Annotated in this window: 10 protein-coding genes; 3 read left to right on the top strand and 7 right to left on the bottom strand. The window is 48.6% G+C overall.

The features are described 5' to 3' along the window. Positions 1-3 precede the first annotated feature (3 nt). The 3 genes from R50912_RS11285 to R50912_RS11275 all read right to left on the bottom strand — a co-directional run bounded on the left by R50912_RS11285 (position 4) and on the right by R50912_RS11275 (position 7228). Positions 4-5568: a hypothetical protein gene (locus R50912_RS11285; RefSeq protein ID WP_197073070.1), complete on the bottom strand. Its 5565-nt coding sequence runs from the start codon at positions 5566-5568 to the stop codon at positions 4-6. 386 nt (positions 5569-5954) lie between these two features. After that, a complete protein-coding gene (locus tag R50912_RS11280) occupies positions 5955-6608 on the bottom strand; it encodes a deoxynucleoside kinase (RefSeq protein ID WP_039303943.1) in 654 nt (217 codons plus the stop codon). Next, the gene (locus tag R50912_RS11275; protein ID WP_042234864.1) at positions 6605-7228 is read right to left on the bottom strand and encodes a deoxynucleoside kinase; all 624 of its coding nucleotides are present in this window, start codon (positions 7226-7228) and stop codon (positions 6605-6607) included. Before R50912_RS11275 ends, R50912_RS11280 begins: the two co-directional genes overlap by 4 nt. Before the next feature lie 235 nt (positions 7229-7463). On the opposite strand from R50912_RS11275, the gene R50912_RS11270 reads away from it, so the two are divergent. Continuing rightward, on the top strand, positions 7464-8975 hold the full coding sequence (locus R50912_RS11270; RefSeq protein WP_042234862.1) for a stalk domain-containing protein: 1512 nt from the start codon (positions 7464-7466) through the stop codon (positions 8973-8975). An 89-nt stretch (positions 8976-9064) separates the two neighbouring features. Here R50912_RS11270 and R50912_RS11265 read toward each other — a convergent pair whose 3' ends face one another. Both R50912_RS11265 and R50912_RS11260 read right to left on the bottom strand, forming a co-directional pair. After that, positions 9065-9619: a PadR family transcriptional regulator gene (locus tag R50912_RS11265; protein ID WP_042234859.1), complete on the bottom strand. Its 555-nt coding sequence runs from the start codon at positions 9617-9619 to the stop codon at positions 9065-9067. Then, complete coding sequence (locus R50912_RS11260; RefSeq protein WP_042234857.1) at positions 9616-10458, bottom strand: sialate O-acetylesterase; 843 nt, start codon at positions 10456-10458, stop codon at positions 9616-9618. The genes R50912_RS11265 and R50912_RS11260 overlap by 4 nt, the downstream gene beginning before the upstream one ends. Positions 10459-10710: 252 nt before the next feature. Between R50912_RS11260 and R50912_RS11255 the strand changes: the two genes are divergently transcribed. Together R50912_RS11255 and R50912_RS11250 are read left to right on the top strand one after the other, a co-directional pair. Next, positions 10711-11376 (top strand): Type 1 glutamine amidotransferase-like domain-containing protein, encoded by a 666-nt coding sequence (locus R50912_RS11255; protein ID WP_042234855.1) that lies wholly within the window; start codon positions 10711-10713, stop codon positions 11374-11376. Between the two features lie 65 nt (positions 11377-11441). Further along, entirely contained in the window at positions 11442-12308 is an 867-nt protein-coding gene (locus tag R50912_RS11250; RefSeq protein ID WP_042234852.1) for a GNAT family N-acetyltransferase, read from the top strand. A gap of 64 nt (positions 12309-12372) precedes the next feature. Here the strand turns inward: R50912_RS11250 and R50912_RS11245 are convergent, their stop codons facing one another. Then, positions 12373-13218 carry a phosphotransferase enzyme family protein gene (locus R50912_RS11245; RefSeq protein WP_042242136.1) on the bottom strand — a complete coding sequence of 282 codons (846 nt, stop codon included), beginning with the start codon at positions 13216-13218 and terminating at the stop codon, positions 12373-12375. 295 nt (positions 13219-13513) lie between these two features. Continuing rightward, the gene (gene nspC / locus R50912_RS11240; RefSeq protein ID WP_156123465.1) at positions 13514-14650 is read right to left on the bottom strand and encodes a carboxynorspermidine decarboxylase; all 1137 of its coding nucleotides are present in this window, start codon (positions 14648-14650) and stop codon (positions 13514-13516) included. Between the last annotated feature and the right edge of the window lie 3 nt (positions 14651-14653).

The following is a 14653-nucleotide window of genomic DNA, read 5'->3' as shown; positions in this document are numbered from 1 at the left end:
CATTTATTTCATGTTGCCAATAAAGAAGGTGGCAAACTCGCGGTCCCGCTCCTGTGTTCTCACGACAATCGTGTACCAGCCTGTTTTCGGGAAGGTGACTTTAAATTGACTGCTCACGAGTTCATCATAAGTCAGCTTCTGCTTCACCAGCTTCAGCTGTCCTTCGCGGTACAAACCAGGGTAATACAGAATATCAAATGTTCCTGCCTGATTGACCTTGTCTACTCCGGCTACCTTCATAAGGTTGTAGCCTGATACCTTAAAGGTAAGTGTATTGGTATTGAACAGTGCAGACTCTCCGGAGGATGCCGAGATTAAGGTATCGTTACCGAAGATCAGCAGTCCGCCATCCTTCACGACCACCACATCCTGATACACAACCGTCTCATTCCCTACCTGGTCAACCGCCGTATATGCTACACGCTGGCGTCCAAGCTTGCTGAGATCCAGCCCACTGATTGACACCTTCACGCCTGCTGCTTCCGATACATTATCGGAAACTGTGAAGCCGCCGAGATCTGCGCGGAAGTTAAAGTCTTTCTTGTTCTGGACAATACCTGCTGTTTCGTTATTCAGTGTCAGCTCAGGCGGTGTGTTATCAAGACCCGCTATCGTAACCGGAACCTTGTTCACATTGCCCAGAAGATCCGAGATGGCGACTACCGCTGACCCGCTGCTCTCGAAGGTACGTGAGTAGCTGAACGTTCCATCAGCTTTACTGATCTGATTCGAATAAGCTGCTCCGCCCTCAATAGGTCTTACTCCGAAGAACATTTTATTCGGTGCTGTGACGCTGCCGCTAATCGTAACCTTCACTTTACCCTTGGCATATTTCTGTCCGCCGATCGTAACAATCTGATCGGCTGGAACAGCTTTGCCTTCCGCATCTACAAAGGTGTAGGCAATCTTCTCAGCTTCAGGCGGTGCGGAGAGAATATTCGTAACCTTCTCTTTAATGACTGTCGTATTGCCGTACTCATCTACAACTGTGAAGGAGGCTGTTCCATTCTCAGTCAGTGTAATGCTCTTGGCCTGACTGATAATGTTAATAGCTTTAGCCGAGGCATCTGCCTTCTCAACCGTTACTGTAGTGCCGGTGGAGAATAGTACATTGCCGTTATTATCCTTCACGGTATTGAAGGTGCTGCTGCCGTTCAGGCCATATTGGTAGGAACGGACCACTTTCACCTTCGGAGCTTCTTTGTTAATGTTCTTTACCGTGGCTTCGACGGTATTTGTATTCCCGGCCGCGTCCTTAATCTCAAAGACGAAGGTGCCATTTTCCTTGAAGGTGTAGGCATTTTTGCCGCCATTGTTCGTAATCGTTACCGGCTCAGAGGTGCTCTGAAGATAGGCGACCACATTGCCATTCGTACTTACCATGTTCGAGTATTCAACCGTTCCTTCCGGTTTGGTTCCATCAATATTCTTCACGACCAGATACAATGTATCTGTACGGTCCGGATCACCGAGATCGGTCAGATCGAAGCTGTAGTAGCCATTCTCATAGATCTTGAATGCATTCCCGGTCCGCACAGGCGCCGATGGATTAATCTTCGAAGGCATCACACGGATACCCGGCGGAAGCGTGATCTCAATATCTGCACCAACCGTGGCATTTACCGGACTGTTCACGCTGAGCGTTGCAAGCGCATAGACTGGCTGTTCGGTTGTAGAAGCGCCTTCGATATCAAGCTTGGCCGCTTCACTGATCAACCCGCCCGGTGTTCTGTACTTGACCCATACCTGCAGCTCTGTCGGATCACCAGTCGGAACCTTCACGGCTACGAAGTTGGTATAAGGCTTCCAGTTGATCCAGCTTGCACCGTTATCAGGTGATACCGAATATTCATAACCCGCTTTGTCCTCTGTCTCGAGGCTCAGCTTCACAATCGCTGTGTAGCCATCCTTCGCATCACCGGACAGATAGATGAGAGAAGAGTCTGCTTCAGCCGGCGGCGTATCCGATTTTGAAGAGGCTGAAACTTTGAAGGTCCCCGTGCTTGCCGTCACAGAGCTGTTGCCTGCCCCGTCAACCGCGAGTACATAGATTTTGTAATCAGCAAGTTCTCCTGCCTTCAACGTTTTGTCGTCAATAGATACCGATCCGCCTGCTGGGACGTTCAGCCAGTCTGCAGAGGACTCTGTAGGCACTATTGCATCTGCATCTTGTTTTACCCATTGATATTTGCTGACAAGTCCTGTTTTGCTATAGAATTCTGACACGTTTACCCGCGTCTTCTGTTCCGGAAGCGGATAAGCAATAGCGTTAGGGCTTAAGGTAACCACCGGTGCTTCATTGTCAAAATAATAAGCTTTCGAATAGTAATACGTTCTGTCGCTGTGCTTCACCATAAGATGAATGTATTGCGTTCCGTTCAATTCAGATTTAGCAGGAATGACATAGCTATAGGTGGCTTCACTTACAGAAGCATGAAGTCCCATCGCTGCCAGCTTGGAATCCGTGTTATCTTCTGCCGGCTCCGCTGCGGCTTCTCCTGCCGGTTCAATGGCACCTGCTGAAGCAGCAGGTGTAGCTTCCGGCTCAGCACCTGGTGCCGGAGTCTCTTCAGCCGCCAGTGGGGTCAGTTCAGACTGAACCGGTCCTGCGGACAAGAGCTTAAGGATTGCCACCGGTCCGATGTTTGCCGTAACTTCCGGTTCTGCCTGAGCATTCGGCTCTACTGGAGCCTCAGGCTGGGTAGTCTCTTCCCTGCTGTCAAAGGAATTGTCCACGGACAGAGGTTGTATCAGATCCTTAGTTGCTTCAAGGCCTGTATATTCATTGTCGGAGTCAGGATGAATGGAGCTGCTGCTGATGGCATAGCCCACATAATCCGGTGTCACTCCGCTGATCTGGAACATGACATCATGACTTTGAACATACTCAGGATTCGCTTCCGGTGTGAACTGCGTCGGAATCGTAGCCTCTGAACTCACAACAACCGCCTTTTCCTGCGGTGTCTTGACCGTTTCGTTGCCCGCATTATCGAGTGCCTTCAAATAGAGCCAGTAAGCGCCATCCTCATCAATATCCTCATAGGTAGACCGGGTTACCGTTGTACCGGAGTAGGGAGTAGCTGCCCATTTGATGTCCTGCGGTGAATCCCCGTCCTTCACCCATTGATACTGCACGCTCTTGACGCCGCTATGCGGGTCCTTCACAAGAGCTTGTACAGTGGTGGTGTCCTCGGCGGCCATTGTAATGGCAGGTCCCTGGTTGTCCAGCTTCAGGATCCCTACTTCATGCGTCCAGTTGGAATCATCCTGTTTGAAATCGTCAACCTTCCAGACGCTCAGGTCGCCGTATTGTCCAACAGCGGCCAGTGCCTGGTTGTCAGCATAGAAGATTTTATCTGCCTTCGAACCCGGTGCTTCTGCAATCCAAGCATCATACTGCGCCTGATGGCTCGCCACATAAGCTTTTTTCTTCTCGTATTGCATCAGTTCTCTGGCCGAATCCCAGGTCATATCCGCTGTCCAGGTATGCAGGTACCATTCCCCGCTGTTTCCTTCCTCGAACGCTTCAGGCGGAGGAGAGAGCAGGTTGGTCTTGTTATTCACTACAGACAGCTGTACATTCTGGAATTCTCCAGGATACAGCTCTTCCGACGGTTGTTTGGCGGAGAGCGCGTAACGTTTGAGTGCCGCGTTATTGTCTCCGGATACAGAAGCAAACGGATCCGCTTTATCCTGACTCCACCAGTAGTAGACAAGTCCAACGGAAGGCGATGCTTCCGCACTCATATTGGAAGGCCGGTAGATTCCGCGGCTCGGCCGCTCTGCACCACGGTCTGCTTCAGTCGGATCAAAGTGGGGTACTTTAATCGAAGGATCATTGGCATCGATCGTTACCTTACCTTTTTTTGAATAGGCCGTATCACTCGCACCGCCTGCCTCGAACCGGTACCCGATAACCGGCTTCGTATTGTCGATGAACAGGTTCGCCCAGTCAATCTTAGAGTTGGCGAGCGAGAAGTCGCTGCCGTAAGGATCAATTTTCTCTTCATGTATCCCATCAAAGTTAGCGGGCTGAATCATCAGGTTGCCTGCGTAATCCTGGATAACATCCGTATCCATATTAATAGGCAAGCTGCCGCCCTTGGCATCATTAGATACGGCAACGGCCTTGAGCAACGGTGTTTCCACGGTTAGTCCGCCTGGTACTGTCATGCGGAAGGTCCAATTTCTTGTATTCTTGCCTGCAACATAATAGGCTTTCATTCCGTTATTGAAAAGAATAAAGGTTTTCTTCTCATCCCAGCCGGTTTTGGCAATTGCCTCTTCCGTCATCTGCAGGGTGAAGTCAATAACATCTCCCTTATTCAGCGTCACACCGGTCAGAATCTCCGGTTGAATGCCGTTAGCAGTCTTGGAATACTTCGGACGCACCGCATCCACGATGACGCGGAAGCCGCCCCGATCGAAATCAAACGGGTTCCCGCTTTTATTATTCAGCCAGGCATTGCTGCCGCTGCTCGGTACAGTGTTGAGATTGACAACTGCTTTATTCCCTGCCGCATCACTGAGCACGGCTTCTTTCAATTTATTATCCAGCGACAGATCCATCGGTGCTCCGCCGGTGGTTCCCCCGGTAATTAGCGGTCTCAGGGGAAGATTGCTGCTGTTATGAAAAGGAACTCCCGTATATCTATAGGATATTTTCTTCTGGTATGAATCCAGGTTGTTCTCATTAAAGCTTGTATTCTGCAGATACTGCTGTTGTCCGGCTGCCGGAAGTCCGGTGTCCGGATCATTTATGAACAGCTTGTGCCGCAGGAAATAATCCGAGTTTGCCTTCACCACCGAAGTCGGTCTGACCGGCTCGCTGAAATTGTAGCTGAGCGTGATGTTCTCATCTCTTTTGACATACAGCTCTTGCTGGTTAATATTCTCGTTCAGCCGTTCAGCACCGTTGCCGGTGAAGGTATAGTTGTCGATCACCGGACGCTTGAGGTCCTGGAACTTGAGGTAGAATCCGCGTACACCCGCTGCTTCACCGTCGTCATCGCCTTCACCATACACCCATACTCTAATTTTGGAGGTAGGTGTAATACGGGCTGTAGCCGTTTTGTTATATTTCTGACTACTGCCGGTTCTTTCTTTGATAATATCCCTTCCGTCGATGGTTACCGTAATTGCCGAATGACGTGTCCACAGGAACCCGGAGTGACGCCGCAGAACCGCAAAACCTGTAATCATCTCTGCTTGTCCGCTCTCCGCCATGGCCTTCAATAACGGATTATTGGCTACGTCAACCTCGAACGTGACCGTTGCTTCATTATCATCGAGACCGGCATAGATATCACCGGTTGCCCAATCCATTCTGGCATCTTTGTCCGTCTCAGTCTGGGCGAAACCTGCTTCCATATTGTTGTAAAAGTTACCAAAGGCGTTCTCTGCAGGGTAGCTCAGATTCCCCACATGCGCTCCGTTCTTAAACGTTACCTCAAAATCATCACCCGCAGCTTCTGCCAAGCCGCTAAAGGAACCGGGTATTAACGACAACAACATGCTGAGAATCAAACTTAGCGAGGTATATTTCTTCAATCTCCTGCTTATTAACAATGTGATGCTCCCCCTTATTCGTTCATCATTTCCTGTCCGGCGTGTAGCAAGATTCGCTGCAGCTTCTATTAGCTCCCTTAGCTCCCGCATTCTCCTTTCGCTTGCCTTCCCGCGGACCAAAAACAATTAAATTCTAATTACTGCAATTATCATATCTGCGATCCATTCTATCAGGCCGCTCTAAACAAACTCTTAACAATTCTCGACAAAAGTCGTTTCAAATGGTCCTGAATAGGGTAAATGTCCCGAAAATATGAAAAAAGTCGCATTCACTTCAAAAAAAATGTCTAAAAACACAAAAAAAGCAGCACCCAGATGAACTGGTGCCGCTTCTTAACATCCCTATTCTTATCGATCTCACAAACCATTCCGCTAAAATAAAATCCTTACTTCCCCACCGGAGCCCGGCCAATTGCCGCGCCTACCTTATGCAGGATATTCGCCATGGAGGCAGCATCCTTCACATCATATTCGTCAATGTTCAGTCGCAGCACCGGGCAGGCGCTGAATTCGTTAATCCACTGGGAATACCGGCCATGCATATGCTCCCAGTAGGAGACATCGGTCTGAATCTCCATCTCGCGCCCGCGCTCATTGATCCGGGTCAGAATCGAAGGCAGGCTGCCTTCAATGTAGATCAGCACGTCAGGATGCGGGAAATACGGAGTCATCACCATAGCCTCGTACAGGCTGGTGTAAGTTTCATAGTCGGTTTTTGACATCGTGCCCTGATCGGCATGCATTTTGGCAAAAATCCCGGTGTCCTCGTAAATCGAACGGTCCTGCACGAACCCTCCGCCCAGCTCGAACATCTTCTTCTGCTCCTTGAAGCGTTCCGCGAGGAAATAAATCTGCAGGTGGAAGCTCCACCGCTCAAAGTCATGGTAGAACTTCTCCAGATACGGATTATGATCTACTTGCTCAAGTGACGTCTGGAACTGCAGGCGTTCCGCCAGTGCTGCGGTCAGTGTCGATTTGCCGACGCCCACCGTGCCGGCTACCGTGATAATTGCATTGTCCGGGATGTTGTATGAGTTCATTTCATAAGCTCCTTTAATTGTTCTGCGATTGCGGCGAAGTCTTCCGGGTTCTCTACAAAGTCGACCTTGTTGCCATCGATGGTAATAATGACCGTAGAGGGTTCGCGGCGGGCCAGTGAAGCCATCGCATCGTCATAATCCTCGATCAACTGCTGCAGATAAGCAGGCGCAATGATCTCTTCGAACGTACGGGCGCGTTTGGCAATCCGGGCCAGCAGCGTGTCCAGATCGGCACGAATGTAGAAGATGATATCCGGCTTCCTGAAATCATCAGTCAGGATATGATAGATCTCCCGGTATTTGTCCCGTTTCGATCCCTTCAATGTCCGTTCCCCGAAGATCAGATTCTTATAAATATGATAATCCGAAATGACCGGCTTACCTTTATCTATGTACTGGGTCGTAGTGTCTTCAAGCTGCTTAAACCGGTTGCACAGGAAAAACATCTCCAGTTGGAAGCTCCAGTCGTCCATATTCTGATAGAACTTGTCCAGAAACGGATTTTCATCCACGATTTCTTTAATGACCGGAAGGTGCATTTCGCTGGCGAGCATCGTGGCGAGGGTGGTTTTACCGGCTCCAATTGGACCCTCCACGGCTATAAAAGGTGCATGTTTCATTAACGCTGATTTCCTCCTCAAATACGGACAATGCCGGGTACAGCTTATTAAATTTCAGTGCACAAATCAAATTCCACAAAAAACAGACTAAATCATTGTAACACAGTAGCACCTGCTGTAAACCGTTAATTTTCAAAGAAACTTTCCGCCCTCATACAGCGTCTATATGGAAGGAAATATATCCTTTTATTTACCTATATCAGTAAAAATAACATTGAGGGTAGAGGGTGCTTTTATGAAAAAAATAAATCTGCTTGTGAGCTTGATCATGGGTCTGACCGCGGTTCTGAGCATTGGTAATCCTGAGACGGGCTCAGCCGCAAGTGCTTCCGGGATCGCCTCCTATGGAGCCAATGATCTGATTAAGGATGATGGTTCCCTCTGGGTCTGGGGCGACACCAAATCTGTCCCTACACAGGTTCAGGGGTTAAGTGATGTACAAGCTTCTTTTCCCCTGTGGAACAGCGCACTGGTTACGGCCAGGGACGGCTCTGTCTGGAACTGGGAGACCAACGCCCGGACGTTGGAAATAGAAGTGACTCCGATCGCTGAATTAACGAATATGACGGACTTCTTAAGCCTGGAGAGCCGCCGAGTAGCAATCACCGGAGAAGGCAAGGTGTTTATTGCTGTGACGACACCTGACGGTGCGGAGACGACTCCTTTTTCACCAGTCCCCGGTATAGATCAAGTTGCTGCTGTCTCCGGATACAGCGAGAGTAACGGGCAAAGCTATTGGCGGCGTTTCCTGTTCTTGAAGACGGACGGTACAGTATGGACCACCTTTGACGAATTTGCCACCCTCACGCCTGTAGCTAGTCTGACGGACATCACCCAGCTTGAACAGAATTACGCGCTCCGCAAGGACGGCAGCGTCTGGACCTGGCCTATCCAGAATTCTTATCAACCGGAGACTCTAGGCGATGCTTCTAAGCTTACAGCTACCCGCATGCCCGCCTTATCCAGCGTAAGTATTCTGCGCAACAACGGACGTACCCGGCTCGCCATTGACGGGCAATCCCGTTTATGGTTCTGGGGCTCAACGGTCACAGGATACTCCGATGGAACTACTTATGCGGATCAACCCGTTCCCGTCCTTTTCTCAGGAATCAGCAAAGTGACGGATGCTTACATTGTCGAACACTCTATTGTTGCGCTGACCTCAGACGGCAAGGTATATGCGGCTTCTACTGAGACGACCCGGATGTCCCCGGACGCTCCGTTCACTCTGCTCACTTCCGATGTTCAGTCCATGAAGGGCGGCGGAAGACATATTATTATGCAAAAGAAAGACGGCACCCTCTGGGGCTGGGGTGTGAACAAGAATGCCCAGCTCGGGTACGGCACCTATGAGTTCAGCTATAAAAACCCTGTCCCGATGCAAAAACCGGTCTCCGTCACTCTGAACGGTGAATCTGTCGCCTTCACGAACGGGGTAATTACCCGGAACGGGCAGAATTTCATTCCGCTGCGCTCGCTGTTCAGCAAGATGGGAGCCACCGTCGGCTATTCTGCGGATAAGATAGCGACCATTACCGGCACCGCGAAAGACAAATTGCCATTGACCATTATGATTAATACCGTGAGCGGAGCCACAACAGTAAATGGTAAAAGCATTACACTGCTTACTCCGCCTTTTGTAGTCAATGGTGCCGTCTATCTGCCGCTGCGCTTCATCAGCGAACAGCTTGGAGCGACTGTGGAGTGGCTGCCGCAGGAGGGCAGAATTGCGATTAGTCTGAAATAGACAGGTATTTACCTGATAAAAAGAGCAAACGGGCTATCTCTCAGTTCTTCTGGAGGATAGCCCGTTTTCTTTGATGTATCATAAGGTGATTAGCTTTCTTTTTTGTCTGCAACAGATCCCCCTATTTCTGCTTTCAATTGTTCAAACCACGCTAAGTTAACCAAGTGATGGGAACGGGAATTTTCGTTCATACGGCGGTAGTAATCGATGGTGCCGGGAAGTTCTTGTGTGCCAGACAAGTATTCCTCAAGGCGGGAGATTCGGGTTATCGTCAGATCGATCTGCGATTGAATCAGTTCCAGCAATTTGGTTTTGTCGTATTCATCGGCAAAGAGCAGCGCCCCATAAAATTGCAGGTTCACATATTCCGATTTGGTGCCGTATGTGACCATTAATTTATCGAATTCAGCCCTTCCCGCTCCGGTGATGTTAAAGTTCCGGCTTTCGCGCCCGCTGGTTGAAGGATTCTGCAGAATCTGTTCAATCCAGCCTTTCTCTTCAAGCTGCTGCAGATTGTAATAAAACGAACCCTTCGTGAAGTTTACAATGTATTTGTAATGGCGTCTTTCCATTAAAGCCAGTAGTTCGTACCCGTGAGCGCCGGGGTTTTGGATGAGCAAGCCAAGGATCAGCAAGGGGATCAAGGCTGCATCACCTTCACCATCTTCGCCTCGAATTCCGCGTATGTGATTTTACCAGAAGCCAAATCCAGACTATGAAGGTACATCTGCTCAGTTTTTGAATAGTCGCGCTCTACTTTCAGTGACTGCTCCTCCCCCGGGAGGGGTTCCATAACATGACATTTTTTCGAAAAAGCCTCGAAATAGCGGTAGCCGAAAATGCGTTGCGAAACCGCGTTCATATGAATGCCATCAGGATTCGCGGTCAAATTTGCCGCTGTTACAAAATAACAATTGGGCTGTCCGTTAGCGAAGTGCTGCAATTGTTCATTAACCTGCGGGTACTCTTTCGCGTGCTGTCCAAAACCGGTCTTCCCCAGGAAATCACCAAGTCCGCCTATGATCAACGGCGCCCCATCAAGATTCAATTCGTGTCTTAAGGTCTCGATGATAAGGGTTAACTTCTCGTAATAAGTTTCATGCAGCGAACGGTAACTGTCGCTCTCACCCTGGTGCCACAGGATTCCGCAGATTTGACTGGACCGCAGGGCGAAGCGGGCTTCGGATAACGCATGCTGAAATAGGATGCCTTCCGGATGCCAGTCATTCAAGGAACTGCCGCCTTCCGCACAAGGAATCAAACCCATTTCTTCATCGGGACTTACTTTCGACCAGGCATCGGCAAAAGACGCCGCCAGGCTAACACCGGAAACCGGCCGGTCGTAATTAATCGGCTCTGTCATCATCTGCCACTGTCCATTGCGCAGCATTTTTATTTTTTCATTATAGATAGGATCAACTTCATGCAAAAAACCACGGCCCGCCATATTCGACTGACCCAGCATTAAAAATGACTTTATCATTTAGGCTTCACTCCATTACATGACTATTATAGTCTAATTAGACTAATTGTATTGTATAGTCTGATTAGACTATAGTCAATGGGATCTGGCTGGGTAAATGTGTTCTCATAATTCATAACAACGGTCGGAATAGGTGATTGAATGCAGTCGCTTATTCTTGGATATACCAGAATTTTTCCTAATACTTCAATTCCATGTTATGGTAGTCTAGAGTTGGATTTATGTAAATAATACATATGGAGGTAATTAAGTTTGAGTACTCACTACTATTTCAGTTGGTTTAATAATTTTTTCCCAGAGAAGCTGGTCCATTGTTTGCATGAGGATATAGGAGACAGACAATCGCTTGTTATGATTAGCGCTGATCCGTCTGGTTATACAGGTGAGCAAATTAACTTTGATGATATTTCTGAATGGACATGGCTCTATCAGGCTAACCTTATTTTTAATGAATATCATTTCATTGATTACCGCATGCAGAAGGAAGATGCCCGGCGATTCATTCAGAACGCTTCTGTCATTTTTTTATGCGGTGGTTATCCTGTTTTGCAGAACGATTTTTTGGCGGAATATGAATTATCGGATGTTATTAAGAACAGCAATGCCGTTATAATGGGTGCCAGCGCCGGTGCGTTAAACATGGCTGCACAATGGTTAAGCATGAATAACACTGATGAAGTTGAAACAAGTACTATTTATGATGGTATTGGCTTTGATCATTTTGCCTACGAATCTCATTCCCAGCGCAACTACGCCACTTTTGTTCAAGGCTACCTGTTCCCCTTGTCTGAGGAGATTGATGTTTATGCGGCAGAACAGGAGAGCGCTATACGTGTAAAGGACGGCAATATAGAAATAATGGGTCCTGTATATTTAATTTCCCGCTCAAAAATTCAGAAATTGGTTGAGACGCTCTAATTAAGGTTTTAAGTTAGTTCGAAAAATCCGGAAAAATATTGAGCAGATGAAAGGGTGGTATTGCAATGCAATTCAAGTTGTATACGGATGTGCATGAGTTTTACAATGATACCTATGATGTACTGATGCGTCATGAAGCACAAAATTTGATTCCTCTTGGCAATATCATAATTGGGCATGAAGGAAAAGACAAAACAGACTGGCGTGACCCTGTAAATTGGCTTATGGCAACGATTTCGGATGCTAAGGGCATACAACTTACCGCCATAATGACACCGCCACACAATATTACGCTTTATGCATCAGACAACATAATTAACCCGGAAGCTATAAACTGTCTGATAGATGGGTTGAAAGACCGGGAAATTCCAGGGGTGACAACCGAAAAAACCTTGGCAGAGTATTTTGCCAAAGAATATACCTTGCGCAAGGGAATAACCTTTAAAACAACCATGAGCCAGCGTATATATGAACTTACGGCAGTAAACCCAGACATTCAAAAAGTTGGTATCGTTCGATTGCTGGATGAAAAGGATATTCACTTTTTCCCATACTGGGCTGAAGCATTTTATGCAGCGGGGAGCTATGGCAAAACAGAAATGTCCATCCCGCAAGATGCAGACCCTTACCTCTACCGGATAGCATCGAAAAAAATCTATATTTTAGAGGACAACGGGATACCCGTTTCTATGGCAGGATATACAAGGGTAATGCAGACGGCTATTGGCGTGGCATTTGTATATACCCCTCCATATGAGCGTGGAAAGGGTTACGCTACTTCAATTGTGGCTCAAATCAGCCAGCTTGCATTGGATACAGGATTTACGAAGTGCGTTTTATATACGGACTTAGCAAATCCCATATCTAATAACATCTACCAAAAGATAGGCTATAGGCCAATTTGTGATTCGCTTCAGTTAAAATTTGATTAGAAGAATGATACGGACAGAATTTCTTCTACCTTAGAAATAAAACACGTCTAATCCGGTATATTATTCACCTGATCGGTCCGCTAAACCGCGAAGCCTTGGCCGCACAGGCACCTGCCAGCCGGCTCCGCAGCGTGATAAGCCACTCCGGTTCATGCTCGCTTTGTTCGGCAGCGGATCTCAAGATCCGCAGACTGTCCAGCGCCTGCTCGATATCGGCTGCATACCAGTGGTACATCGCGTCATCGAAATCGATAGCGCTGATGGTATCCGTGCCCTCATCATAGAACACATTGTCGAGTTCAAAGTCATAATGGGTTAGCCCGTAATTCTTAGTCGTGACCGGCTGCCCGGAAAAATATTCAATTAACAGCCTTGCCTCGGCCACGGCTGCCTCTTCCCAGGGAAACTCAGCCAGCACGCTCAACATCCACTCCAGTACATCCTTATGGGACCATCTCGCCGCCTCAACCGGCGTATATTCGCTAGACAGTTGATGAAGCTGGCCCAGCGCTTCGCCATATTTGTATAGGATATGATCGCTCAACTCTGTGCTGCCCAGCTGTACCCCTCCTACCCGCTTGAATACGGAAGCATAGTATGCCCCCCATGGGGTATCAGCTTCCACAAGCTTCTCACCTGTGTTCGAGGCTACAGCTTCCAGCACGCCATACCCGCACTCCCGCAAGTAAGCAATGAACTCAAGCTCTGCCCGCACATTATCCTTCCGCTTCTCAGCCGCTGGTGCAAATCGCAGCAGTTGGTTCTCCCCGGCATTCTCGAACGGATACACCGCGTTGGAGGAGATCCTGTAATACTGGAACAAATGCAGCGACTCCGGATCGAATTCCCAATTTCCCAGCAGCATCGATGCCAGTTCCTCATTATTGTGTAGATATTCTAATTTAAGCACGCTTAGCGGCAGCTCCCTTATATGTTCGTCATTTATTTCTTCCTCTGTCATCCCTCTCACTATCTCTGCAGCAGTAAATCAATCGTATAACCCGGCGTTTCATGCCGCTCACTCCCTTCACGTTCAAGCCATTATACGTATAATGCTACGCCTGATCCAGACTAAGGACAATGTAACAAATGTATTTAACTATTCCTTACAAGTAGCAGCAGCGAACAAAAGAGCCCGGAAGTTTCCTAAATCGCGCAAAAAAGCGCCCCATCAGCCGCAGCTGAAGGAGCGCTTCTATACTTACTTAAGATAAACGGCCACTAAAATCACTATATTCGAACTCGCGGATGACCTTGATGCCTTCTTCCTCATTGTAGGAAGCGATGGCCGGCAGGTTCACGCCGTTGAACATATGGTTCTTCACCATGGAATAATGCGCCATGTCGAGGAAGATGAGCTTGTCACCGTATTTCAGCGGCTCCGGGAAGGAATAATCCCCGATAACATCCCCTGCCAGGCAAGTCATGCCGCCGAGTCTGTACGTGTGGGCGAATTCGCCCGGCATTCCGGCACCGATGATGCCCGGACGGTACGGCATCGCCAGCACATCCGGCATATGGCATTCGGCCGAGGTATCGAGAATCGCGATATCCATACCGTTATGCATTGTGTCGAGTACAGTCGCGACCAGGTAACCGGTGTTAAGGGCAATTGCTTCGCCCGGCTCCAGATAGATCTCGACATTATACGTTTCCTTCATATGCAGGATACACTTGATCAGTGTCTCCAGATCATAGTCGGGACGGGTAATGTGATGCCCGCCGCCGAAGTTCAGCCATTTCATGCCGTGCAGATACTGGCCGAACTTCTCTTCCACAACCTTAAGCGTACGCTCCAGGGTATCCGAGTTCTGTTCACACATGGTATGGAAATGCAGCCCGTCGATTCCGTCCAGCTCTTCCGGCCGGAAGTTCGGCAGGGTTACGCCCATACGGGAGTAGTTGTAGCAAGGATCATACAGCGGCACTTCAATCTCGGAGTACTCCGGATTGACGCGGATGCCGCAGCTGATCTTCTTCGGTGCGTTCTGCACCCGTTCCTTGAACCGGCTCCATTGATCAAACGAGTTGAACACAATGTGGTCGGTGTAGCCGAGCAGCTCATCGAACTCGCGGTCTACATAAGCCGGTGCATAAACATGGACCTCTTTGCCCATTTCCTCGAAGCCCAGGCGGGCTTCGAACAAGGAGCTGGAAGTTACGCCATGCAGGTATTTACCCACCAGTGGGTACATGGAATGCATGGAGAAGCCTTTTTGTGCCAAAAGAATCTTCGCCCCGCTGCGCTCCTGCACGTAGTTCAGAGTTTCCAGGTTCTTCGTCAGCAGGCGTTCATCTACCAGATAGGCAGGGGACGGCAGCGAGCTGATATCAATATCTATATC

Origin of the sequence: Paenibacillus sp. FSL R5-0912 (assembly GCF_000758605.1) — a bacterium.
In the GTDB taxonomy this organism is placed as follows: domain Bacteria; phylum Bacillota; class Bacilli; order Paenibacillales; family Paenibacillaceae; genus Paenibacillus_AQ.
The sequence above is the reverse complement of the archived record's forward strand: the minus strand, read 5'-3'. Positions and strand labels throughout refer to the sequence as shown.